This window comes from Roseibium sp. AWQ4_290 (assembly GCF_056160985.1).
Genome location: NZ_JBSWYG010000002.1, coordinates 129,517 through 151,300, shown reverse-complemented (window position 1 = coordinate 151,300; position 21,784 = coordinate 129,517). Strand labels below are relative to the sequence as shown.

The 21,784-nt window shown below is 58.7% G+C and carries 24 protein-coding genes; 6 read left to right on the top strand and 18 right to left on the bottom strand.

The window, feature by feature from the left end:
- Nucleotides 1-119: 119 nt before the first annotated feature.
- The gene (locus tag ACXAH0_RS02975; protein ID WP_475188941.1) at nucleotides 120-554 is read left to right on the top strand and encodes an HIT family protein; all 435 of its coding nucleotides are present in this window, start codon (nucleotides 120-122) and stop codon (nucleotides 552-554) included.
- A gap of 57 nt (nucleotides 555-611) precedes the next feature.
- Here ACXAH0_RS02975 and ACXAH0_RS02970 read toward each other — a convergent pair whose 3' ends face one another.
- The 7 genes from ACXAH0_RS02970 to ACXAH0_RS02940 form a co-directional block, all read right to left on the bottom strand.
- Nucleotides 612-1,262 carry a glutathione S-transferase family protein gene (locus ACXAH0_RS02970; RefSeq protein WP_475188939.1) on the bottom strand — a complete coding sequence of 217 codons (651 nt, stop codon included), beginning with the start codon at nucleotides 1,260-1,262 and terminating at the stop codon, nucleotides 612-614.
- Between the two features lie 78 nt (nucleotides 1,263-1,340).
- A complete protein-coding gene (locus ACXAH0_RS02965) occupies nucleotides 1,341-1,706 on the bottom strand; it encodes an AzlD domain-containing protein (RefSeq protein WP_475188935.1) in 366 nt (121 codons plus the stop codon).
- Nucleotides 1,703-2,413, bottom strand: coding sequence for an AzlC family ABC transporter permease (locus ACXAH0_RS02960; RefSeq protein ID WP_475177986.1), 711 nt, complete (start codon nucleotides 2,411-2,413; stop codon nucleotides 1,703-1,705). Before ACXAH0_RS02960 ends, ACXAH0_RS02965 begins: the two co-directional genes overlap by 4 nt.
- A gap of 417 nt (nucleotides 2,414-2,830) precedes the next feature.
- Nucleotides 2,831-3,535 (bottom strand): SDR family oxidoreductase, encoded by a 705-nt coding sequence (locus tag ACXAH0_RS02955; RefSeq protein ID WP_475188932.1) that lies wholly within the window; start codon nucleotides 3,533-3,535, stop codon nucleotides 2,831-2,833.
- 231 nt (nucleotides 3,536-3,766) lie between these two features.
- Nucleotides 3,767-6,214: an ATP-dependent Clp protease ATP-binding subunit ClpA gene (clpA, locus tag ACXAH0_RS02950; protein WP_475177997.1), complete on the bottom strand. Its 2,448-nt coding sequence runs from the start codon at nucleotides 6,212-6,214 to the stop codon at nucleotides 3,767-3,769.
- 12 nt (nucleotides 6,215-6,226) lie between these two features.
- Entirely contained in the window at nucleotides 6,227-6,559 is a 333-nt protein-coding gene (gene clpS, locus ACXAH0_RS02945; RefSeq protein WP_475178002.1) for an ATP-dependent Clp protease adapter ClpS, read from the bottom strand.
- Between the two features lie 396 nt (nucleotides 6,560-6,955).
- Nucleotides 6,956-7,288 carry a phasin family protein gene (locus ACXAH0_RS02940; RefSeq protein ID WP_475178005.1) on the bottom strand — a complete coding sequence of 111 codons (333 nt, stop codon included), beginning with the start codon at nucleotides 7,286-7,288 and terminating at the stop codon, nucleotides 6,956-6,958.
- Between the two features lie 671 nt (nucleotides 7,289-7,959).
- Between ACXAH0_RS02940 and ACXAH0_RS02935 the strand changes: the two genes are divergently transcribed.
- Nucleotides 7,960-9,762 carry a serine hydrolase gene (locus ACXAH0_RS02935; RefSeq protein WP_475188927.1) on the top strand — a complete coding sequence of 601 codons (1,803 nt, stop codon included), beginning with the start codon at nucleotides 7,960-7,962 and terminating at the stop codon, nucleotides 9,760-9,762.
- 17 nt (nucleotides 9,763-9,779) lie between these two features.
- Here ACXAH0_RS02935 and ACXAH0_RS02930 read toward each other — a convergent pair whose 3' ends face one another.
- The 3 genes from ACXAH0_RS02930 to ACXAH0_RS02920 all read right to left on the bottom strand — a co-directional run bounded on the left by ACXAH0_RS02930 (nucleotide 9,780) and on the right by ACXAH0_RS02920 (nucleotide 11,791).
- The gene (locus ACXAH0_RS02930; protein WP_475178012.1) at nucleotides 9,780-10,487 is read right to left on the bottom strand and encodes a DnaJ domain-containing protein; all 708 of its coding nucleotides are present in this window, start codon (nucleotides 10,485-10,487) and stop codon (nucleotides 9,780-9,782) included.
- Nucleotides 10,487-11,239: a vWA domain-containing protein gene (locus ACXAH0_RS02925; RefSeq protein WP_475178015.1), complete on the bottom strand. Its 753-nt coding sequence runs from the start codon at nucleotides 11,237-11,239 to the stop codon at nucleotides 10,487-10,489. The genes ACXAH0_RS02930 and ACXAH0_RS02925 overlap by 1 nt, the downstream gene beginning before the upstream one ends.
- Nucleotides 11,240-11,356: 117 nt before the next feature.
- Nucleotides 11,357-11,791, bottom strand: a complete 435-nt coding sequence (locus tag ACXAH0_RS02920) for a DUF1489 family protein (RefSeq protein ID WP_475188923.1) — start codon at nucleotides 11,789-11,791, stop codon at nucleotides 11,357-11,359.
- Nucleotides 11,792-11,922: 131 nt separating this feature from the next.
- Between ACXAH0_RS02920 and ACXAH0_RS02915 the strand changes: the two genes are divergently transcribed.
- The 3 genes from ACXAH0_RS02915 (at nucleotide 11,923) to ACXAH0_RS02905 (ending at nucleotide 14,568) form a co-directional block, all read left to right on the top strand.
- Nucleotides 11,923-12,807 (top strand): NAD(P)H-binding protein, encoded by an 885-nt coding sequence (locus ACXAH0_RS02915; protein WP_475178021.1) that lies wholly within the window; start codon nucleotides 11,923-11,925, stop codon nucleotides 12,805-12,807.
- 95 nt (nucleotides 12,808-12,902) lie between these two features.
- Nucleotides 12,903-13,448, top strand: coding sequence for a hypothetical protein (locus ACXAH0_RS02910; protein ID WP_475188922.1), 546 nt, complete (start codon nucleotides 12,903-12,905; stop codon nucleotides 13,446-13,448).
- Nucleotides 13,449-13,845: 397 nt separating this feature from the next.
- A complete protein-coding gene (locus tag ACXAH0_RS02905) occupies nucleotides 13,846-14,568 on the top strand; it encodes a DUF599 domain-containing protein (RefSeq protein ID WP_475178027.1) in 723 nt (240 codons plus the stop codon).
- Here the strand turns inward: ACXAH0_RS02905 and ACXAH0_RS02900 are convergent.
- Both ACXAH0_RS02900 and ACXAH0_RS02895 read right to left on the bottom strand, forming a co-directional pair.
- Entirely contained in the window at nucleotides 14,487-15,734 is a 1,248-nt protein-coding gene (locus tag ACXAH0_RS02900) for an adenylate/guanylate cyclase domain-containing protein (protein WP_475188918.1), read from the bottom strand. The genes ACXAH0_RS02905 and ACXAH0_RS02900 overlap by 82 nt on opposite strands.
- A 158-nt stretch (nucleotides 15,735-15,892) precedes the next feature.
- Nucleotides 15,893-16,573, bottom strand: coding sequence for a YdcF family protein (locus ACXAH0_RS02895; protein ID WP_475178034.1), 681 nt, complete (start codon nucleotides 16,571-16,573; stop codon nucleotides 15,893-15,895).
- A 572-nt stretch (nucleotides 16,574-17,145) separates the two neighbouring features.
- On the opposite strand from ACXAH0_RS02895, the gene ACXAH0_RS02890 reads away from it, so the two are divergent.
- Nucleotides 17,146-17,550, top strand: coding sequence for a globin domain-containing protein (locus tag ACXAH0_RS02890; protein ID WP_475178039.1), 405 nt, complete (start codon nucleotides 17,146-17,148; stop codon nucleotides 17,548-17,550).
- Nucleotides 17,551-17,815: 265 nt separating this feature from the next.
- Here the strand turns inward: ACXAH0_RS02890 and ACXAH0_RS02885 are convergent, their stop codons facing one another.
- The 6 genes from ACXAH0_RS02885 to ACXAH0_RS02860 all read right to left on the bottom strand — a co-directional run bounded on the left by ACXAH0_RS02885 (nucleotide 17,816) and on the right by ACXAH0_RS02860 (nucleotide 21,746).
- Nucleotides 17,816-18,430, bottom strand: a complete 615-nt coding sequence (locus tag ACXAH0_RS02885) for an ATP-dependent Clp protease proteolytic subunit (protein WP_475178047.1) — start codon at nucleotides 18,428-18,430, stop codon at nucleotides 17,816-17,818.
- 191 nt (nucleotides 18,431-18,621) lie between these two features.
- Nucleotides 18,622-19,479, bottom strand: a complete 858-nt coding sequence (locus ACXAH0_RS02880; RefSeq protein WP_475188914.1) for an adenylate/guanylate cyclase domain-containing protein — start codon at nucleotides 19,477-19,479, stop codon at nucleotides 18,622-18,624.
- A 93-nt stretch (nucleotides 19,480-19,572) separates the two neighbouring features.
- A complete protein-coding gene (locus tag ACXAH0_RS02875; protein WP_475178056.1) occupies nucleotides 19,573-19,980 on the bottom strand; it encodes an ACT domain-containing protein in 408 nt (135 codons plus the stop codon).
- 107 nt (nucleotides 19,981-20,087) lie between these two features.
- On the bottom strand, nucleotides 20,088-20,780 hold the full coding sequence (locus tag ACXAH0_RS02870; protein WP_475188912.1) for an SDR family oxidoreductase: 693 nt from the start codon (nucleotides 20,778-20,780) through the stop codon (nucleotides 20,088-20,090).
- Between the two features lie 67 nt (nucleotides 20,781-20,847).
- Nucleotides 20,848-21,237 (bottom strand): cupin domain-containing protein, encoded by a 390-nt coding sequence (locus ACXAH0_RS02865; RefSeq protein ID WP_475188910.1) that lies wholly within the window; start codon nucleotides 21,235-21,237, stop codon nucleotides 20,848-20,850.
- Nucleotides 21,234-21,746 (bottom strand): SET domain-containing protein, encoded by a 513-nt coding sequence (locus ACXAH0_RS02860; RefSeq protein WP_475188908.1) that lies wholly within the window; start codon nucleotides 21,744-21,746, stop codon nucleotides 21,234-21,236. The genes ACXAH0_RS02865 and ACXAH0_RS02860 overlap by 4 nt, the downstream gene beginning before the upstream one ends.
- Nucleotides 21,747-21,784: the final 38 nt, after the last annotated feature.

Sequence of the window (21,784 nt, the reverse complement as noted above, 5' to 3'; positions counted from 1 at the left end):
TATACCAACCTCAATGGATAGAAACCGGTCAGATCGGGCTCTATCCGTTGAGATTGGCATTCGTCTTTGCCCACGGCGGCAAGATGCCGGCCCGTTAAGCCAGACAGGACCTCTAAGACATGACCATCCCCGCCTATGACGATCAGAATGTGTTCGCCAAGATCCTGCGCGGCGAGCTGCCCAGCCACAAGGTATTTGAAGACGAGCAGACCTTTGTGATGATGGACATCATGCCCCGGGGCGACGGCCATATTCTGGTGATCCCCAAGGCCCCGTCGCGCAATATTCTCGACATTGCTCCGGATGATCTTGCTGCCGTCATGGCCACGGTGCAGAAAATGGCCCTTACCGTGATCAAGGCTTTCGGGGCGGATGGCACCACCATCCAGCAATTCTCAGAATCGGCCGGCGGACAGGTTGTCTTCCACACCCATGTCCATGTCATTCCGCGCTTCGAAGGGGTTTCCCTGAAACCCCACACGGGCGAGATGGCCGACAATGAAATGCTGGCCGCCCAGGCGGAAAAAATCCGGGCAGCCCTGGCTTCAGCTTAAAACCAAAGCTGCCCTTCAAGAGCGCTTTCTTGGTCGATCAGATGACCAGTGCCTCCATCAGAGCAGCCCGGCCTGGCGGGCTGCCTCTTCATGCTCCTTGGCCAGATTGGCATCTTCCTGCAGCACCTTGACAGCCGCAGGACGGGACAGGAACCGGTCCGTGTAGGCTTGGAATTCTGCATGTTCGGGCACAAGACCGAACATCATGCCCCAGCGCAGGCCCATGGCCCAGATCACGTCAACGGCCGTCATCTTCTCCCCCAACACATAAGGCCCCTTGGCCAGCTGGACGCGCATGTTGGACATCACCATATCAAAGCTGCCATAGGGTGACATGGCATGGGGCGCTTCTTCTCGCTTCATGGCCCGGTCCACCAGGGACGGCTCATAGCAGGACGCCATATAGACGAACCAGCGCAGATAGGCGGCCCGGAGCGGGTCATCCAGCGCAGGCGCCAGGCCTTTTTCAGCAAAAAGGTCTGCGAGATAAAGATAGATCGCCACCTGCTCGGTCACCACGGCCTCCCCGCAGCGCACCGCCGGAACCTTGCCTGCCGGATTGATAGCCAGAAACTCCGGCTCCCGGTTCTCGCCAAGCTTGAAGTTGATGACATTGAGCTTATAGGACGCGCCCAGCTCTTCCAGCAGAATGCGCACACCGGTCGCCCGGGTCTGCGGGGCGTAAAATAGTTCGACCTGATCCGTCATTTTGATCTCCAGCCTTCAAGACGTTTTGCGAGATCAGCCTAGTGACCTGAAGCTGACGAGCAACTCAATGTTTCAAATTCACCGCACGAGTAGATCCAAAAGCCACCAGCCGCCCATCAAAAAGGCTTCGGCCACCAGAACCCCGACAAGCACCCTCTGACGCCCGGCCAGAAAGGCTGCAAACCCGGCACAGGCAGCGGCAATGCGCAACCACATGGGCGTTTCCCCTAAAACCCCTTGGGGAAACAAGATGAGCTTTGAAATCAGCCCGGCCACCAGCGCTGTGGCCACACAGCGCACCCACACCAGAAGCTCGCTGTCTTCGCGCAGGCGGCCGCTGGCGAAAACACCAATCCAGCGCCAGACATCCGTTGCCAGCCACCCGGCCACCAGGATCATCACATATGGCCACCACCAGGTGGCGGAAAGTTCAGTTCCGCTCATGCCCGCCCCTTCCTCAAAACCCGCAGTACCAGATAAGTTCCGGTGCCCCCGGCAAGACCGGTCCACAGAAGATCGAGCCCCGGCAGATAGAGAAAAAACAACGGCCCGAGCACCAGCCCGGCCACCATGGCGGCCTTGTCGAGCGACAGCCGCGCCGCTCCCCAGAGCGAGCACAGGAAATAGACCGGTGTCAGGAGCACCAGCGCTCCGGCGATCACATCCGGCATGCGCTCCACCGCCAGATAGGCCGCGCCCGTCATGCAAAAGACAAAACTGGTCACCGCACTGCCAAAGCCGGTGAAATAGGGCAGCCGGGCCTCGCGGGGCAGCTCCGGCAGACTGCGCATGGCAAACACCCAGGCGGTCACCGCAACAAAATGGGACGCGATCAGGAGCTGCCAGGTTTTGGTTTTGCCCGGCACCTTGACCATTGGCATCAGCGCCATGGTCATGGGCATCAGCCGGACCGAGGCCAGCGCAACGGCAATGGCAGCCGGAATCAGCCCCATGCCGGACGACAGCGCCCCGGTCAGAAGGACGATGGACGGCAGGGCCCAGATGAAACCGGTCATCGCCAGGGTTTCCGGAAGGGACAGCCCCGTTTCCCGCGCCAGTCCGGCATACCCGACAAAGGCGGCTGTCAGGATCAAGGCCGGGATCGAAACGGCTGCGCGTGCGCCCAGCAAAAACCAGCGGCGTCCCGGCAAGGGCGGCTCATCAGCTGGTTGAGACGGGGGACTCCCCCGGGAGACTGTCATGTGAAGAAGACTCGAAAGGGCACTTTGATAAGGCAGCCTTAGCTTCTTGCAGGAAGGCTGTCCAGAGGCGTTCCTCTCCGGAGCGGTCCTCCAAGCCTTTTGCCTCCTCTTGCCAAAACGCCATGCGGGGGTCCGGAGCCAGGTCCAGGACGGCCCGGAACAAGACAATTCCAAGGTGTCCGCCAAGCGCGGCACCTCATCCTGAAGACGGCCTGAAAGGCCTGTCTCGAAGGACGGGCCAGACTATTCAGAGCAAGCGGACGATCCTTCGAGACAGCGCTCGCGCGTTCCTTCAGGATGCGGCAGAGAGGGTGCGACGTCCTGCTTGAAAGATGTCCTGGACCTCAGAAGGTGATCGCGTTCGGCTCAAACCGACCGGGTCAACCCGCCATCGATACGGATGTTCTGGCCGGTCATATAGGCCGCTGCGTCGCTGGCGAGATAGGAAATCAGGCTGGCAACTTCTTCCATCTGGCCGTAGCGGCCCATCGGGATGCGCTCGCGCCGGTCGTCCTTTTCCGGCAGGCTGTCGATGAAGCCGGGCAGCACGTTGTTCATGCGCACATTCTGGGGGGCGAACTTGTCCGAAAAGAGCTTTGTGAAGCTGGCAAGCCCGGCCCGGAACACGCCCGAAGTGGGGAACATAGGGTCAGGTTCAAAGACGGCGAAGGTGGAAATGTTGAGGATGGTGCCACCGCCCAACCGGGCCATGACCGGTGCCACCAGACGACTCGGCCGAATGACATTCATCAGGTAATAATCCATGCCGCGATGCCAGTCCTCGTCGGAAATCTCCAGAATGTCACCTTTGGGACCATGGCCTGCAGAATTGACAAGAACATCAATTCTTCCAAAAGCTTCCATTGAGTTATCGACAAAAGCCTTTAAATTTTCTGGCACCAGATTGGACCCTGTAAAGCCGACACCGCCCAACTCCCTGGCCAACGCCTCCCCCTTGCCGGAGGACGACAGGATCGCAACCTTCATGCCGTCCGCCGCCAGGCGGCGGGCCGCCGCTGCCCCCATTCCGGATCCGCCAGCCGTGATCAGGGCAACCTTCGTTTCAGACATCGTCAACTCCTTGTATCGTGCTGCCCAAGACTATGACCAAGTTCACCTGATAGAAACCTATCCAACCGGAAACAAACACATTTCTGGAATGATGCTCAGCCTTCGCTCAAACGGTTGCTCCCTGCTTAACGCACGATGCTCTAACACCGGACCCGCTCAGGCCCCCTGCCTCCGGAGCATAAAAAAACCCCGGACAGCAATCCGGGGTTTTCTTTATCCGGCAGGGCCGGATCAATCGGCGAGCGGCACTTTCGGCACCAGGCTTTTCTTCGACGACCCGCCCTTGCCACCGGTTGATTTGGACGGTTTGGCTGCAGTTGCCTTGGCGGCCGGCTTGCGTCGGCGCTTCGGCTTGGCCTTGGTCTCTGTCTTGGCCTTCGGTTTGGGCGGCGTCGCCCGTTCCTCGACACTTTCCAACAGCAGACCCTTGCCATCTTCGGAAACGGACACACGGACCATACCGCCCTTTTTCAGCTTGCCGAACAGAACCTCGTCGGCCAGCGGGCGCTTTATATGCTCCTGAATGACCCGCCCGAGCGGCCGGGCCCCCATCTGGGTGTCATAACCCTTGTCGGCCAGCCATTTCACCGCCTCATCGGTCAGCTCGAAGGTCACATTGCGGTCCGCAAGCTGGACCTCAAGCTGCATGACGAATTTCTCGACAACCTTGTAGACCACCTCCTTCGGCAGGTTGCCGAACGGGATGATCGCATCGAGACGGTTGCGGAATTCCGGCGTGAACAGCTTGTTGATCGCCTCCGCATCGTCGCCTTCGCGCTTCACCCGGTTGAATCCGACCGGCATCTTGGCCATGTCGGCCGCGCCCGCATTGGTGGTCATGATCAGGATGACATTGCGGAAATCGACCTGCTTGCCGTTGTGATCGGTCAGCTTGCCGTGATCCATCACCTGCAACAGGATATTGTAGAGATCCGGATGGGCCTTCTCGATTTCATCCAGCAGCAGCACACAATGGGGGTGCTGGTCGACCCCGTCAGTCAACAGACCGCCCTGGTCGAAACCGACATAGCCCGGAGGTGCGCCGATCAGGCGGGACACCGTGTGCCGCTCCATATATTCCGACATGTCGAACCGGATCAGCTCCACGCCAAGCGAAGACGCCAACTGGCGGGCCACCTCAGTCTTGCCGACCCCGGTGGGACCGGAAAAGAGATAGCTGCCGATGGGCTTGTCTGGCTCACGCAGTCCGGCCCGGGCCAGCTTGATCGCCGAGGCCAAAGTTTCGATGGCACTGTCCTGGCCATAAACAACCCGCTTCAGGTCCTTACCCAGATTTTCCAGCACCTCCGCATCGTCCTTGGAGACGGATTTCGGTGGAATTCGGGCCATGGTGGCGATGGTGTTTTCAATTTCCTTCACACCGATCGTCTTGCGGCGGCGGGCTTCGGGCACCAGCATCTGGGACGCGCCGGTTTCGTCTAGCACGTCAATGGCCTTGTCCGGGAGCTTCCGGTCGGCAATATATTTAGCCGACAGTTCGACCGCCGTTTTGATGGCATCATGGGTGTAGCGGACCTTGTGGAAGTCTTCGAAATAGGGCTTGAGCCCCTTCAGAATGTCGATGGCATCGGGGATCGAGGGTTCGTTGACATCGATTTTCTGGAACCGGCGCACCAGCGCCCGGTCCTTCTCGAAGAATTGCCGGTATTCCTTGTAGGTGGTCGAGCCGATGCAGCGGATCGCTCCGGAAGCCAGAGCCGGCTTCAACAAATTCGATGCGTCCATGGCCCCGCCGGAGGTGGCGCCCGCACCGATGACCGTGTGGATTTCATCGATGAACATCACCGCGCCCGGATAGTCCTCAATTTCCTTCACGACCTGTTTCAGCCGCTCCTCGAAATCGCCCCGGTAGCGTGTCCCGGCCAGCAGAGACCCCATATCGAGGGAAAAGATCGTCGCTTCGGTCAGCACATCAGGCACATCGCCATTAACAATCCGATGGGCAAGACCCTCGGCAATGGCGGTCTTGCCAACCCCTGGATCTCCCACGAACAGCGGGTTGTTTTTGGACCGGCGGCACAGAATCTGGATCGTGCGCTGGATTTCACTGTCCCGGCCGATCAGCGGGTCGATCTTGCCGCTGGAGGCCTTGTCGTTGAGATTGACGCAATAAGCTTCCAGCGCATCGGTCTTCTGGCTGGATTTCTTCTCGCCGTCAGCGCCCGGCAGAATGTCTTCCTCATCCGCCCCTTCCACGGGCCGGGCCTCGGACATGCCTGGGCGCTTGGCAATGCCATGGGAAATGTAGTTGACCGCATCGTAGCGGGTCATGTCCTGATCTTGCAGGAAATAGGCCGCATGGCTCTCCCGCTCCGCAAAGATCGCCACCAGCACATTGGCACCGGTCACCTCCTCACGGCCCGACGACTGGACATGGATGACCGCACGCTGGATCACTCGCTGGAAACCGGCGGTAGGTTTGGAATCCTCGTCATTGTCTGTGACCAGATTGTCCAGCTCGGTCTCGATATACTCCACGAGATTGCGCCGGATCGTCTCCAGATCGACATTGCAGGCCCGCATGACGGCTGCCGCGTCCTGATCATCGATCAGGGCCAGGAGCAGATGCTCAAGCGTGGCATACTCCTGCTGCCGTTCATTGGCAAAGGCCAGGGCTTGGTGAAGGGCTTTTTCAAGACTGCGTGAGAAAGAAGGCACGTGCGTTGGTCCTCACTTTTTTTCCATGACGCATTGCAGCGGATGCTGGTGTTTGCGGGCGAAATCCATCACCTGGGTCACCTTGGTCTCGGCGACCTCGTAGGAGTATATCCCGCATTCCCCCACACCATGGTGATGAACATGCAACATGATGCGGGTCGCTTCTTCCCGGTTCTTCTGAAAGAAGCTTTCCACAACGTGAATGACAAACTCCATCGGAGTGTAGTCATCGTTCAAAAGCAGCACACGATAGAGATTTGGCCGCTTGGTAACCGTTTTCGTTCGGGTAACAACAACAGTTCCGGTGTCGTCACCGTCATTGTCATAATCTGGGCCCGCCGACATTGCCGTCACTATTTGCCTCTATCCTTCCGGACCTGGCCGGTGTCAAAAGTCCCCGCAGCTGGGCTGTATGTCGCCCGCTGCCTGACGCTTCCGCGCACTTGCGCACGGAAGCGGAGATCATCACCGGTAATCCTGCCGCGCCAGCCGCGCGGGCGCAATGGTCGATTTCATCAAGATGCAGGAGATTGATCCAAATGGAAGGCAATGCCGCCCGCCCTACACCCATGTAGGTGATCAAAACCGGGTTTAAAGATGGGAGCACCGGGCAATTCGGCGTGATTGCGGCATCTTTTTGCACATCCGGCAAAATATGGGCATATCTGTATAAATGTGAAAAACCCGGCTCCTGAGAACCGGGTTTTTCAAAAAACTGCCTAGCCGAAAGAACCTTGCAGGTTATTTCGCCATTTTGCCAAGCACGCCTTCATAGGGCTTGTAAGCGTCTTTGGACAAATCGGTGACCATTTCACCGATCTTGGTCATTTCACCGACAAAACCTTCATAAGCGGTCTTCACGTAGTCGGTCTGAGCTTCAAAGGCCTTGTCCAGGGACTTGGACGCTACAAGCTTCTCCACTGCGGCAGAGCCTTCTTCAAAGGACTTTTTCTGGTAGTCAGCAACTTCTGCGGCGATCGCCTGAAAACCCTTGCTCATGGACCCGAAGGATTCCATGGCCATGTCCATATTGTCTTTGCTCAACTTCTGGAAATCTTCAAAGCTGTTCATCATGATACTGCCCTCATCATACGTGCCGGCCCAGTCCTGTCCAGCCTTGAAAACGGCCTAAGGATATCCGGTACATGCTTAGCGTTACCTACAAGAAAATCTTCGTAATGCACTGCACAAAAACTGTCAAGGCGATTTTGCAGCGCAAAAACAACCCCTGATAGCACTACGTACTTGATTTCACTACGTAAGGATGATTACTTACCCACCCTAAAACCCGCACAAAACGGGCACTTTTCGACATTTTTAGGCTACAACTCAGTTCATTCGCATTCAACGAAATAACGTAACGGAAGAAATAAGCGCCGAAGACCTCAAATGGCTACTTTCCTCTCACGAACGAATGGTCCAGCTCCCAGATCAATGCAAGCAAGAACGAATTCAATTTAAACAATCATACGTAAAAAATGTAATTTTATGAAATTATACAAATATCATATCTACACCACGCTGAATAACAAGGCGTTATTCAAGATTAATCATTGATTAACTCTGACAAAAAACAAAAATTCGATGTGCTTTTTCTGCATTCCATTTACACATTCGTAACCGTGTTTCCATCAAATGGTCTGGACTTCACGAAGCAGCGGCGGGGCTCACGAGGGGGCGAGATCGACCCGCGGCGCTTCAGACAGAAACGTGTGACCCGGATTGGGATAGTAACTGTGTTTGGTATGCGTTTTCATCGTCTGGCTGTGGCAATGACCCGGCTCGGCAAACTTCTGACGCTCGGCGCTCTTTTGCTCTGCCTCCCCTCGGCTGCGATGGCAAACCCGAAATATGCGGGCATAGTTGTCGACGCAAAGACCGGCAAGACCCTCTATGCGTCTTCAGCAGATTCGTATCGTTATCCCGCCTCCCTCACCAAGATAATGACACTCTATATTGTCTTTGAGGAACTCGAGGCCGGGCGCCTGTCCCTGGACAGCCGTTTGAAAGTGTCCAAATACGCTTCCGGCCGGCCGCCGTCCAAACTGGGCCTGAAGGCTGGCAGGACGATCCGTGTCAAGGATGCCATCCTGGCCCTGGTCACCAAATCCGCCAATGATGTTGCCACAGTGGTGGCGGAAAATATCGGTGGCTCGGAAAAAGCCTTTGCAGCGCGCATGACCCGCACCGCCCGCGCGCTGGGAATGAAAAAGACCACCTTCCGCAATCCACATGGCCTGCCCAATTCCGGCCAGCGCACGACCGCGCGCGACATGGCCACCCTCGGCCGCGCCATCCAGGAACATTTTCCGCAATATTATGGCTACTTCAAAACCCGGTCCTACAAATACAAGGGCCGCACCTATGGCAACCACAACAAGCTGCTTGGCCGGGTGAAGGGTGTTGACGGGATCAAGACTGGGTATATCCGGGCCTCCGGCTTCAATCTGGTGACCTCGGTCAAACGCAATGGCCGCCAGATCGTGGCCGTTGTCATGGGTGGGCGCACCGGCGCGTCCCGCAACGCGCAAATGACCAAACTGATCAACCGGTATCTGCCCAAGGCAAGCCGAGGCAAGAAAACCGTTCCGGCAATCGCCAAGCATAGCGTGGCACCGGCCCTGGTTATCGCCGAGCTCACCAATCCGCCGGTTCCGAAAACGAAGCCGGGCCAGCGCCCCGCACCGGCCGACAGCGCCGCGATGGTGCTTGCTTTTGGCAAGGATGCCAAAGGAACCGCAGCGCCGGTCCCGGCCCCTGCTCCTGCCCATTCCCCGCAAATGCAGACAGCGGAAGTGGCGGACAAGGCAACGCCCCCCCCCAAGACCATTCCAGGCTTCGGGGACTCCATCCCCGTTCCACCAAAACTGGTTAAACAGCGCTTTGACAGCACCTTTGCAGTTGCCACAGCTCTACCGCCCGTGCCCCGGGAGAGCCCTGATGTAGACCTGACCACCAATTCGGTCGGAACCACAGAACTGCTGGAGGCCGCGCGCGCAAAAATTGCCCGGGCCCAGGACAAGACCGCCATACAGCAGGCGTCTTCAATCGATGCTTCGGGAACGATCAAGGTGGAAACCGTGACCATTGAAACGCTTCCGGCACCGGAAGCAGGCGGCGGCAACGCTCCGGTCGGCAGCGCGCCTGTTAAACTGGCCATGGCCTCCGCAACCGGAACGCCGGCCCCCGAAGAAGGTGCCCCTGCCATTGAAGAGGCAGCAGCCGTCGTCAAGGATGCGGACAGGACCAAAAGCAAAGGTGACACGGTCACCCTGGCCACAAGCGACACCCCGGATATCGAGCCGGGCTGGCAGGTTCAGATCGCTGCAGCGGAGAGTGAAAACCAGGCTGTCGCACTTTTGAAAAAGGCCAAACAGAAAACCGGCGGCGCCCTGCGAGATCGCTCGCCCTACACCGAACCCGTCGAATCCAATGGCAAAATGCTCTACCGGGCCCGCTTTGCCGGCTTCGACACCAAGACGTCGGCCCGCAAGGCCTGCAAAACTCTCAAAAAGGCAAAATTCGCCTGCTTCGCCATCTACCAGTAACCGCGTAACGGATGCCGTCAATGTCCTCTGAGAAGCGTGTCTTTAGCCTCGTTGATTTTCGCCGCGAGGAAACCGGAACCTCCCCTGTCGGGGTGCACCCGCATCATAAGCCTGCGATGCGCGGCTCGAATTTCCGCGTCCCCGGCATTGGGCGAAAGCCCCAGGATCTCGTAGGCCTCCTCATCTGTCATGGGGCCAGAGCCCGCCGGGCTTCCCTGCCCCTGTGCTCCATCCGTCTGGAAGTGTTCACGCCAGCCGGCAAGCCTGCGGTCGAGATAAGCTTCGACTAATTTGCGGCTCTGGTCGTCCTGAGCCGTTTCTCCCCAAAAAGCCTCTAGCTCCGGCTCGCTCAGCGCATCCAGCCTGCGGCCCTGAAAGCCGCCGGCCAGGATCAGACCGGTCATTTCACCCGTGTCGTGATCCAGCTCCATTTCGACCATGGCTGTGCGCACTCGCGAGGTCTGCCCGGCCGACTTGGACGCCCTGTAACCACCGCTCACGCCTCTAAACCCGGCAATTCCCAGCAGCGACAGGCCAAGACCAAGGGCCGGGAGGGCAAACAGAAACCGGCCGGTCAGGGCAAACAGCCCCCCCAGAAGCAGAAGCCCGATCCCGCCATATATCCGGATCTTGCGGGCAAGGTCCGCCGGATTCGCCTGTACGAAGCTGCGCAGTCCATAAAGCACCGCGCCGAGCACAAACACGCCAAAAAGAATATAGATCATCAGCCAGATTTGATTTGCTGCAACAGCAGACGGGCCCCCTGCCCGCCTTTCTTTTCCAACGCCTGCAGCGCTTGTGAGCCGCCACTGGCATATACGGCAACCGCTTTCAAGAGCTCGGCCAGTTGCCCGGCCGATCCTGCATCAAAGGGGCAATAGGCCCCTTTGGTCAAACGCGCGATTTCACGGAAGGCCTGTTCGGCCACCGGATCACGCCCCTCCTGAAACACGAAGACCGGCACTCCCAGGAGCCCCAGCTGCCCGGCCTTGTCACACAGGACATCGACATCTTCTTCCATGCAGTCGCCGACATAGACGAGACCCGCAATTCTGTCCTCCTCCGCCGCCTTCAAGGCTGCGGTCAGAACCTTGCCGATCTGTGTGCGCCCGCCCTGCACCGAGATCCGCCCCATCGCCCGGGCCAGATCCTCACTGCGCTCGAACCATCTGGAGGCCTTGCATTCGCGAAAGCCGCGAAAATAAACCAGCTTGATCCTGAGGCCACCGATCCGACCGGCTTCTTGAAACATTTCGGCCTGAATGTGGCACGCCCTGTCCCAGGTAGGCTGGCGGCTCATGGTCGCGTCCAGCGCAAACACCAGACGCCCGCCGGGCGCTGTCCGGCTCGCAGCGGCCAGCGCTTCGGTGTCCTGAACCTTTTGCAGAAAGGCCGAGATATCGTCCTGGCTCGACGCCAAACCGCCGTGCTGCCGGACCGGCATCTCCGCTGTTCCCTCTCGACGCTTTGTGGCCATCCGTCCTGCCCTCGTCTTGAACGCTCCGTCCTTGAAAGTGGTTCCCCAAGAACCATTTGGCAAGGTTGCCGGGTCCAAAGCGCCAGCCGTCTGCGCGGGCCAGACCAGACGCAGGCTTTAAAGCAGGCAAAGCTCCGCAAGGTCGCGGCGCATGGCCTCCGGCATCGCCGCCGTATCTCCGGCCGCGCGCATATCGGCCGGAGCCTCCTCCGGCTTCAGATACCGCCAGCCCTGGAACGGGCGTTTCGGCTGATACCGGGTTAGGATCAGCCGGGGCTCCAGCACCAGATCGCAGCGCTTGATCCCGGCGTCGTCGGTGAATGGGCGGATATCAATCAGATGCTGGCGCGCCTGGATCTTGCCCTTGATCACCCAATAGAGCGAACCGCCATCCAGAAGCTCATCCTTGCGTGTCGGCACCATGCGGGTCGTATGTGTGGTAACCTCCTCAAGCCCGGCCAGGCGTGCCTGCTCAACCCGGAAATCGATCCATGCCTGAAGGGACTCAGCGCTGTCTGCGCCCACACATAATTTTACCAGATGCAAGGTCATCCTTCTGACGTATCAGGCCTGAAGGCAACGTCAAGCAGACAGGGTGAAAGCGGTGCAAAGGCCGGTGGATTGTTCAAGCGCTTTTTCTTTCAAGGCTTGCGCCTTGGGACCGAAACGCGTTCTGTGCTGACATGGACGTTTTTGTGACCGGCGGCACCGGCACGATCGGCGCCGCAATCGTAAACCATCTCATCTCGCAGGACGTCCGGGTCATCGCCCTGGCCCGGTCGGACGATGCGGCTGAAAGGCTGAGAGCTCTGGGCGCCAGCGCTTTTCCCGGGGACCTGGAGGCGCCCGACGGCTGGGTCAGCCGGGCCGCGTCCTGCGATGCGGTCATCCATGCGGGTGCAACCTTCTCAAGCGAAATGGGCCGGATCGACCGGCTTGCAATGCTGGCCCTTAAACAGGCTGCCAAACACCGCAAACAACCTTTGAAACTGATTTATACCGGCGGTATCTGGCTGTTTCCCGAGACCCGTGCCGCAGAACGGTTGAGCGAAAAAACACCCTTTTCCCCCTTGCCCGCCTTCCGCTACATGGCCGAAACAATCCGGACCCTGTCCCATGGTACGGATCTCAATCTGGTTGTGCTACACCCGGCTCTGGCCTGCAGCCGGGCCGCCGGTCCAATTGCCGAAATGACCAGGGCTCTCAAGGTGGGCGCCCCATTCAGGACCCGCGCTGCGCCGGGCACTTCATGGCCGCTTGTGGACGTCACCGATCTTGCTGCACTCTATGGGCTTGCCCTCAGACAGGCCCGCTTCCGCATGAGCCTGATCGCCAGCAGCATTTCCGGCATCTCCGTCGGCCATCTGGCCGCCCACATTTCGGCCCGCCATGGCCAGCCCCTGGACATCGAAACCATCCCCGCCCCGCAAGGCAGCCCGCCAGACACGGACTGGAGCGCCGGCTACGCCCTGTCCCAGCAGGTCGACACGGCCCGCGCACAGCGCACAACGGGTTGGCGTCCGGAAAGCCCCACGATCGAAGATCTGGTTGTGAACCTGTCCAGATAGTCCCGACACCACCGGAGCGTTTGCGGATCAACGGCAAAGACTTTTTCAATTCCTCAGCCGTTAAAATAGGCCAAACGTTTCATCGGACTGCGTGAATGACCCGGCTTATTGCAAGTTTTCTGTTTCTGACGCTGACGGCTCTGCCTGTTTTGGCAGCAGAGCCCCCACCGCTTGGCGCCTTCAAGGTGGTCAACACCACAGGGTTTTCCGAAGAAGACGGCCACCGGCGCCCGATTGCCCGTGACAGGCGGATCGGACAGGCCACAATCAGTCAGCAGACAGAGGACAGCCTGCAGCTTGCGATCAATGGCACAAAGATTACCTTGTTCGCACTCCCAAAAGGTCTGGACGGACTGGAATGGACGGCGCGGGACGCTGAGATCCTGCACCATTCCGACATCGCCGCCTTGAACAGCGCCCTGGCAGACAGCAGTCTTCCGGCTTGGGGTGCAGAGGTCGCCTGGCCAGGAGCCGGCCTTGCCCGGCTGGTGCTGATGCCGGTCGGCCCAGAGGCCTATACAGGGTTCCTGATCAGCTATCCGGGTGGCAAAATCATCGTCCGGCAGATGGAATTCCGGCAGGTTTTCGGCCCGGCTGACAGGCCCTCTGCCGGGACATTTGAGCAAGAACAGGGCTTTTGACATGAAAAAGGCGCAGCTCCTGGCTGCGCCCTTGCGTGACAACGTCCCGCTTGCCGTTAGTTGGCTGCGGCGACGGCTTGTTGTGCGCCATCGGCATCGTTGAACAGGAGGATCATCGTCAAAGCGAGACCAACTGCAGCGACAGTCCAAAGAGTGACGCTCCAACAAGACTTCTGCACGTTTTCGTCCATTAAAACCCTACACTTTTTTGTAAGGCGCCAGTCCCCTGCGAATTGAAATGAGGCGCCATTGAGGCGAGGAGGTAAACGATCCCTTACCTTTTCGCAAGCGCAAAAATAGAGCAACTGACCCGACAATTTTGCAGACCAGAATTCCCTTCCGTATTTCAGCCGCTTATGCTGAGGAAAAACAGGTCCCGACTGAAAAAGGGTTTCAAATGCATGTTCTTTCTGCGCTGGATCTGGCGGCTGCGGCCTGGTTCCTGTTTGCCTGGTTCGGATTCAATCTGATCGTGGATGTCAGCCCGCTGCGCAAGAAAACCCTGTCCAGTGCCATGGACGAGTACCGCCGCAGCTGGATGATCTCTATGTGCCAGCGGGAGGTGCGCATCATGGACACGTCGATCATGTCAGGATTGCAGCAGGGAACAGCGTTTTTCGCCTCAACCGCCCTGCTTGCCATTGGCGGCGGCTTCGCCCTTCTGGAGGCCACCGACCGGATCGTGCAGATCGCCGGCGACCTGTCCATTCCAGTCGAAAGCAGCCGGGCCATCTGGGAAATCAAGGTTCTGGGCCTGATGCTGATTCTTGCCTACGGCTTTTTCAAATTCGGTTGGGCCTACAGGCTGTTCAACTATGCCAGCATCATCATGGGCGCGGTGCCGGACCGGGATCAGGCCCCGCAGGAAGAGATCCGTACCATTGCTAGTCAGGCCGGGGACATGAACGTGCTGGCCGGACGCCACTTCAACCGTGGCCAGCGGGCGCTCTTTTTTGCGATCGGATTTCTGGGCTGGTTTGCCGGACCGCTTGTCTTTGCAGGCACCACGCTGGCCGTTCTGGTTGTCCTGCTCAGGCGTCAGTTTTTCTCGCGCGCCCGCTCAGCCGTTGTGTCCGGGCAATATCCCAGCCCGTCGTCCCTCAGCAAATCCGGCGAATAGACCGCAACCGGCTCATCGAAGCCCTTGACCTCATAACGGCCGAACAGCCCGGACCGGCACCCCATGATGTCGGAGAGTGCGTCGGACACCAGCACTTCGCGTTGGAGATCTTTGGCCAGTTCGGCGATCCGGGCCGCCAGATTGACGACCGGCCCGACAACGGTGAAATCAAGGCGGGTTTCACTGCCCACATTGCCATAAAACACATCGCCCGCATGCAGAGCGATGCCGACACTGAGATCCGGCGTATCTGCGCAGGTATTCGCGCCGTTGATCGTCTCGATCCGGCGGAGCGTGTCCCGGGCTGCCATAAGGGCCTGTTTGGATGCATGCCTGGCTTCTTCCTCTGTTTCATAGGGGAAGATCGCCATGACCTCATCGCCGATATATTTGAGCACCTCGCCCCCATGGGCTTCTACGGCGCTGGTCATGGCCCCGAAATATTTGTTCAGGAACTGCACAATCCTGTCTGCGGGAAGCCGGTTGGAAAGCCGGGTGAAGCCGCGAATATCAGCAAAGCTAACCACGGCCTTGATCCATTCGCCCTCACCGCGCCGCGTGGTGCCATGAAGAACTCTGGATGCGGCCCGCGGACCGACATAGGTGTCGAGCACGGTTTCGGCCGTCCGCTTGAGGGTCTTCAGCTCGCACACAAGAGCCAGCGGCCGCAGCAAAGATTCAAACACGCTGATATGCGCGCTGGAGAACCCGCCCGGAGCCTTTGTGGCAAAGGTCGCCGTTTTCACGGACCCGTCGGAAAACAGCATCGGCAGGGCGATATAGTCAGTGAAGCCTGTGTGAAAAAGCGTCTCGGTCACAGGAAAGGCTCTGGAGGCCTCCGGATCGCGGGCCATCTCCACCCGCACCGGCTGCAAGGTCTCGTGCACCTGCTTGACCGGACTGCTGTTATAGTCCGTATCGGATTTGATGTCCTTGGTGTAGCGGATCAGCTCACTGGTCCCGTCACTCGACCAGATCGAGGCTTCTGCCTGAACATTCGGGTGCACAATCCAGATGCCGGTTGTCACACGGTCAACAGGAACATGGCCCGCGCGCAAACGTTCACCCAGGTCACAGACAATCTCCAGGGTGCCCGCAAGCTGCGGCGCATCGCTGTAAAGCCACTGCACTATGTTTGCCGAAACAAGCGGCGCTTCGAGGACCATCAGCCCACGTCCCTTCCCTGCTGCCTTCACCGGGCACACCCTGCCCGGTCATTTCCGGTGCATATGGGGCTGATGCCCCTCCGAAAAAAGAGGGCAGCGCTGCGGAGCAGCTATGCAGCTTTGGCCTGCCGCCAGTTCATCAGCGCCCAAAGGACACGTCAGGGGCCGGGAAACAGCTGCGGTGTGCGGTCCGTCATCCAGTAGGCCAGCAGCCCGGCCCATTCCCGAAACGCAAGATCAAAACGCCGCAGACCTTTGGACACGCCGGTAAAGCCGAGGCCCCTGTCTTCGAGGCCGCGGGTTCTATAATCAACTGGATATGCGGTCACGCCGGTCCAGCCCGCCTGCTCAAAAACTCCCATTGCCCGGGGCATATGGTAGGCGGAGGTCACCAGAAGCCATCTCTGCCCCGGCCTGGGCTGGACTCGCTTGCGGGTCAGGACCGCGTTTTCCCAGGTGTTACGCGCAGCATCTTCCAACAGAACCCGGTTCGCAGGAATGCCGAAATCCTCAAAGAGCCGCGCAGCCCCTTCCGCTTCTGTGGCCTGCGACGACACGATCACCCCCTTGCCTCCGGTATGGATCAACTGGGCTCCGGGCAGGTGCCGCGCCAGCCGTGCCGCAATCGTGAGCCGTTCCCCTGACGTGGTCAGGGCCGTATCGCCGCGGCCGCCGGTGACAACTGTATCGACAGCGCCCCCCAGCACGATGATGCCGTCATAGCCCTCTAAGGTGGCGGGCCTGGAGAACCGTTCTTCAAGGGGCAGAATAAGCCAGTTGGCAGCAGGCGACAGACCGGCAAAGGCCAGCCCGCCAATCCCAAAAAGCGCTAGGCGCAAGGCACCAGAGCGCCGAATCCCCAGGGACGCAAACAGCAGCCCTGATAGGGACAGAACAATGAGAAAGTTGGACGGCTGAATTAAAAAATAGCCGATTTTTGAAAGATAGAAGAACACCCAGGCGACCCGATTACCGACAAATTCTGTCAAATGACAAGAAGCCACTAAGTAGCCGATTTCATGACAACCCTTTAAATTTCTGTTTTAGAAATATTCAAGATTATTTTTAGAAACAAAAAAGGATCAAACAGGCGAAATCCTCTTGTATTTCTGAAGTTATACAAATTTTTCCAACGAGAAATATAAAGTCAAAACCGCTGATAATCCATAAGTTTAATGGTCACACCACAGAAATAAATGTGATAATAATCTGTCATATTTTACAGGGAATCTGGATCGCCAGTGCGGGTTGCAGACCGGTTGAATCCGGGAGCACCGGTTACTTCAGATACGGAAGAGCCTTGTCTAATTTCACAAAGACAAGATCAGTGACCGAGGTCACAGGGGCAAGGGCCGAACTACGGCAATATGGGGGCGTAGTTTTCGTAAAGGCACAGTCGAGGGTTGGTCAGATGACACTCTATTTGAAACTCGGGGGACGTGACGCGGTGTCGCGGGCGCTGCCGCACCTGCACACCCGGCTTGATCAGGATCCTTATTTCGATGTTTCTGCATTCAAGACGGAAATGGAACATTCAGATGATCTGATCGAGTTCCTGATCTTTCTTCTGGGCGGGGCCCCCTCTTATGAGGGCAAGCCGATCTGTCAGCTTCTGGCACCGATCTGCACCTGCCCGGATGTGTATGAACGGTTTGTGGACCACCTGGTCGGCGTCTTTCTGGAAAGGCGTAAATGCGCCAACGACGAAGCGGATCTACGCCGTTCCATGGAGACCTTGCGCCCCCGTGTCCTCGATCCCAAACCGGTGGATCCGATCATGGTCTATTCCGTCGAACCGGATTTGATCTCCGCCTGAGACGGGATTCTGGCTTTCCTTGCGGAGCGCGCCAGCGCTCTGCCGCCCTCCAGGCGCTCAAAAGCCAGACGCCAGCCGGAGCTCCCTCTCCACTGCGTCTTGAGGCGTGCTGCGGTCATACCGCTTCAAACCGTTTTTCTTTTGCATCGAATGCCCTGAATATCAGGCAGCGAAAGGCATCTCGGGTAAAATGCGCCTTGCTTAAAAAAGAAAACGCCGGTGCAAAAGCACCGGCGTTTCCCAAAGCATGGCTTTCAAGAGACGGTCAGCCGAGTTCATCGACGCTGGTCACGACCTTGCCGACAAGACCATAGCTGATCCCTTCTTCCGGGCTCATCCAGTAATCCCGGTCCGTATCCTTCTCGATCCGGTCGATCGGCTGGCCGGTGGCATCCGCAAAGATCTTGTTCAGCCGGTCCCGCATCTTGATGATCTCCTTGGCCTGGATTTCGATATCGGTGGCCATGCCGCCGGCGCCGCCGGAGGGTTGATGCAGAAGGAAACGCGTGTTGGGGGTGCAGAAGCGCTTGTCCTTGGGAACAGACACGTAGATCAGTGCCCCGGCGCTGGCGACCCAGCCCATGCCGAGAATGCGCACTTCAGGCGCAATGAACTTGATCGTGTCGTGGATCATGTCACCCGATTCAACATGGCCGCCCGGAGAGGACACGATCACGGTGATCGGATCGTTTGAAACCTGTGCCAGCGCCAGAAGACGGGCGCAGACGTCGCGTGCCATATCCTGGGTCACCGGACCGGTGATCAGTACCGTGCGCGCTTCAAACAGGTGCTTGTCGACCTGGATCGACGGCTGGCTCTTGGACTTGTCCTCGTCATCATCATCGAGGCGGGCTGGCACCGTGGTCGAATAATTTTTCATGCGCAGGATTAAGCTCCCTTGGCTGTTGGGCCGGCCGGGCCGGCATTTTTTTGAACGGGACAACACACCGGCGCTGCCCGACTTGGAACCATGTTTAAGCGATGTATCGGTCACTCGCAAACCTTGAAACTCTCAATAGCCTGAAAACAGTTATCAGAATGGGAACAGCGGCCACGATAGGTCTTGCCCCTTTACCCCTGCTTCGGATCAGTCTCAGCGGAGCCCTCGTCCTTCTTTCCTACAAAAAGATGCCACAGGAGAAAAACACCGAAGGGAAGCGACGGCCAGACAAACCACAAATTCGACAGACCAGACGTCAGCAGGTTCAAAATAAAGAAAACACCGATCATGAAGACGGAGCGTCGCACACGGCGGGGCTGGGAGCGGATCCAGCGGCGCGCCTGTTCAAACCCGTTGGCAGCCGCCCTGGCATCCGGGTCCCAGCCCCGGTGGGGTGGCGGCCCGTCAGAGGCTGGCCCCGCCTCCTCAAGCGGGCCGGACGACAGTGGAGCCTCCGGTGCATTGCGTCCGCCGAGGCGCACCGAATAGGTTTCAACCGGTTCGCTGACATTCTTCACATGCTGGGGCCCTTGCGGGTCGAACCCCAGAGCCACCTTGTTTTTCACCTGCTCAAACACCGACTGTGACAGCATGATGCCGCCCTTCTTGGCAATCTGCTGCAGCCGGGCAGCCACATTCACCCCGTCTCCGTAGATGTCATCGCCCTCAACCATGATATCGCCGAGATTGATCCCGATCCGGAAATCCATCCGGTCGCCGTCCGGCAGATCCGAATTGCGCTGCGACAATTCGTTCTGAATATCAACGGCACATTGTACTGCTTCAATCACCGACACGAATTCGATGATAACCGCATCGCCCCAGGTGTTGACGATCCGGCCATTGTGGCGCTCTGTCAGCGCGGACATGACAGATCGGCAGGCCTTGAGGCGGTCAAGGGTTCCGTCCTCGTCCCGCTCCATCAATTTCGAATATTGTGCAACATCTGCGCACATGATTGCCGACAGACGCCGCTTCACCCGCTTCATGCTGAAACCTCTGATTGCCCATGCTTAGGAATGGGAAGCCAAAGCGCAAATTGCAAGCGCTAATCTTGGGCCGGCTCTCATGCGGTCGGCCAGCTAACCGGACGGGCGCGAAAGGTCCTGAAGCACGGCAAGAGCCCTCTCCGCCTGCTCGTTGGGCACAAAAACATGGTCGTGAAAAAAGGCGGCAACCACATTGGCCGGAATGCCCGCCTCCGCCAGCGCCGCTGCGACAGCCGCTGTCAGGCCAACCGCTTCCAGAGAGGAATGCACGGCCAGGGTGATCCGCCGGAACCACTCCGCCTCCTCAACACCAAGCGCATGCGCTGTCTTGACAGGCAAGATGGCCGTCGTGCCTTCCGTTTCCGCAAACAGCCCCACGGGTGAATGCGCTGCCAGATCTTCAAATCCGAGATTTGCGAAGGTGCAGAACACATAAGGCTCCGGATCGAGCATGGGCCGCATGTGGGAAATGAGGGCTTTGAGATCGGTTTCACCGGTCATAGGGGGGTTGTCCGAATCTGAATTAAGATCCCGAGAGCCTGCACCAGTTCCGCCCCGTCCCGCAAGCCGCGCTCCTGGCGGCGTTCTCTCGGCCACAGGTCCAAGGCCTACCAATCGATGATCTTGCCGTGATGATCGAAAAAACCGCCGCTCTGTATCGGGGTCAGTGTATCAAGAACCGCGCTCAGACGGCTGGCAGCCTCTTCCGGCTCCTGAACGTCCAGGCCGGTTTTGGAAAAACCTTCGGTCAAGGGCGTGCGCACAGTGCCCGGATGCAGGGCCACACAAATGGCCTCAGGGGTCTTGCGCGCCAGTTCCACGGCTGCCGTGCGCACAAGCTGATTGAGCGCCGCCTTGGAGGCCCTGTAGGCATACCAGCCCCCAGCCCGGTTGTCGCCAATCGATCCAACCCTGGCAGACAGGGTGACGAACAGGCTGCGGCCCTCTTTCGGCAGCAGGGGCAGAAAGTGTTTCATCAGCAGAGCCGGACCAATGGCATTGATGGCAAAAGACTGCGCCATCGCGTCCGGGGCAATTTCTCTCAAGCTCTTTTCCGGGCGGGTTTCCGGAAGAGACAGCGCCCCGGTCGCATCGAAGAGCAGCCGCAGCTCTCCGTTTCCAGCCGCAACACGCTCTGCCCAAAGCGCCACACTGGCCTCGTCCAGAAGATCCAGGGGCGGTGACGATGCCCGGGACAGGCCGGTCACCTCGTCATAGCACCCGGTCCCGGCCAGGTGCCGGCACAGCGCGGAGCCGATCCCGCCCGTGGCGCCAATCACCAATGCAATGCTGTTAGACATGTGAGCGTCTGTTTCCTCTTCAAAACCTCTCTACGCTGGCAGACCCCTGCAGGGATCAGTTGACACGTCAGCTCTGCAGCAAAGGCTCCCAGATCCCGTCAACATATTCGGCTTCATGATCCCCCGGCCATGGCGGCATGGATATGCAGATGAATTTAAGAGCGGTCTCGCCTTCGCATCGATATTGAAAGGCCGTTCCGGCCGGAATGTCGATCGAAACGCCGGGCAGAAGGTCAACCATGCTCTCCTGCGCCCCGCAGGACCGCCAGACCTGCCCCCTGCCTTCCAGAACGTGCCAGAATTCGTTGACCGTCTGGTGCCGGGTCGCCCGGTTGACCTGGCTCGGCGGCACTGTGGAATGGATCATGTTGCCCGTTGGCCCGTCCATGATAAAACGAATTTCAGCCCCTGCCGGAGATCTGGCATCGGGTTTTGCGGGCAGCGTGGTCTGTTTCATGTTTTCTCAGTCAGAGGGTCAAGTTTGACTTGAAGATAGCTGGAAAACCAGCCGGCATAGCGCTCTTGCAGTTCCAGCCGCCTCCAGTCCCGGCCCGTCACCTTTCCCCGGCACAGCGCCGCCCCGCAGGCGCAGGTCATCTGCCAGTCATCATCGTCCCCGGTCGCATAATCAAAAGTCAGCTCATCACCGGCCTCGATCTGGCGCATGGCGTGAAAGCAGATCTGGCCCTTGATGCCGACATTCGGATCGCAGGAATGGTTGAGAGACATCATTGAGGCGTCCCGCTCCGCGGCTGTCACCGGTCCCAGGAACAGATCGTCGCCAATCTGAATTTCCGCCGGCCCAAGAGTGCGCGCAAGCCTGTCGCGGGTGGCCCGGTCGAACACATGGCCGCCCTTGACCACAACCAGCTCCCCCGGCGCGATGCGGCTGGCCGCAAAAAGCCCTGTTCCTTCTATGCCGCTCCGGCGTTTTTGGACCTTGTGCGAAAACCAGCTGGCTACCATTGGCCGCTCCAAATCGAGGAAAAGAGCTGACCATACCG

Coding starts and splice junctions, on each gene's coding strand:
- ACXAH0_RS02975 (WP_475188941.1), top strand. CDS start 120: ATGACCATCCCCGCCTATGACGATCAGAATGTGTTCGCCAAGATCCTG.
- ACXAH0_RS02970 (WP_475188939.1), bottom strand. CDS start 1,262: ATGACGGATCAGGTCGAACTATTTTACGCCCCGCAGACCCGGGCGACC.
- ACXAH0_RS02965 (WP_475188935.1), bottom strand. CDS start 1,706: ATGAGCGGAACTGAACTTTCCGCCACCTGGTGGTGGCCATATGTGATG.
- ACXAH0_RS02955 (WP_475188932.1), bottom strand. CDS start 3,535: ATGTCTGAAACGAAGGTTGCCCTGATCACGGCTGGCGGATCCGGAATG.
- clpS (WP_475178002.1), bottom strand. CDS start 6,559: ATGTCGGCGGGCCCAGATTATGACAATGACGGTGACGACACCGGAACT.
- ACXAH0_RS02940 (WP_475178005.1), bottom strand. CDS start 7,288: ATGATGAACAGCTTTGAAGATTTCCAGAAGTTGAGCAAAGACAATATG.
- ACXAH0_RS02935 (WP_475188927.1), top strand. CDS start 7,960: ATGCGTTTTCATCGTCTGGCTGTGGCAATGACCCGGCTCGGCAAACTT.
- ACXAH0_RS02930 (WP_475178012.1), bottom strand. CDS start 10,487: ATGATCTATATTCTTTTTGGCGTGTTTGTGCTCGGCGCGGTGCTTTAT.
- ACXAH0_RS02925 (WP_475178015.1), bottom strand. CDS start 11,239: ATGGCCACAAAGCGTCGAGAGGGAACAGCGGAGATGCCGGTCCGGCAG.
- ACXAH0_RS02920 (WP_475188923.1), bottom strand. CDS start 11,791: ATGACCTTGCATCTGGTAAAATTATGTGTGGGCGCAGACAGCGCTGAG.
- ACXAH0_RS02915 (WP_475178021.1), top strand. CDS start 11,923: ATGGACGTTTTTGTGACCGGCGGCACCGGCACGATCGGCGCCGCAATC.
- ACXAH0_RS02910 (WP_475188922.1), top strand. CDS start 12,903: ATGACCCGGCTTATTGCAAGTTTTCTGTTTCTGACGCTGACGGCTCTG.
- ACXAH0_RS02905 (WP_475178027.1), top strand. CDS start 13,846: ATGCATGTTCTTTCTGCGCTGGATCTGGCGGCTGCGGCCTGGTTCCTG.
- ACXAH0_RS02900 (WP_475188918.1), bottom strand. CDS start 15,734: ATGGTCCTCGAAGCGCCGCTTGTTTCGGCAAACATAGTGCAGTGGCTT.
- ACXAH0_RS02890 (WP_475178039.1), top strand. CDS start 17,146: ATGACACTCTATTTGAAACTCGGGGGACGTGACGCGGTGTCGCGGGCG.
- ACXAH0_RS02885 (WP_475178047.1), bottom strand. CDS start 18,430: ATGAAAAATTATTCGACCACGGTGCCAGCCCGCCTCGATGATGATGAC.
- ACXAH0_RS02880 (WP_475188914.1), bottom strand. CDS start 19,479: ATGAAGCGGGTGAAGCGGCGTCTGTCGGCAATCATGTGCGCAGATGTT.
- ACXAH0_RS02875 (WP_475178056.1), bottom strand. CDS start 19,980: ATGACCGGTGAAACCGATCTCAAAGCCCTCATTTCCCACATGCGGCCC.
- ACXAH0_RS02870 (WP_475188912.1), bottom strand. CDS start 20,780: ATGTCTAACAGCATTGCATTGGTGATTGGCGCCACGGGCGGGATCGGC.
- ACXAH0_RS02865 (WP_475188910.1), bottom strand. CDS start 21,237: ATGAAACAGACCACGCTGCCCGCAAAACCCGATGCCAGATCTCCGGCA.
- ACXAH0_RS02860 (WP_475188908.1), bottom strand. CDS start 21,746: ATGGTAGCCAGCTGGTTTTCGCACAAGGTCCAAAAACGCCGGAGCGGC.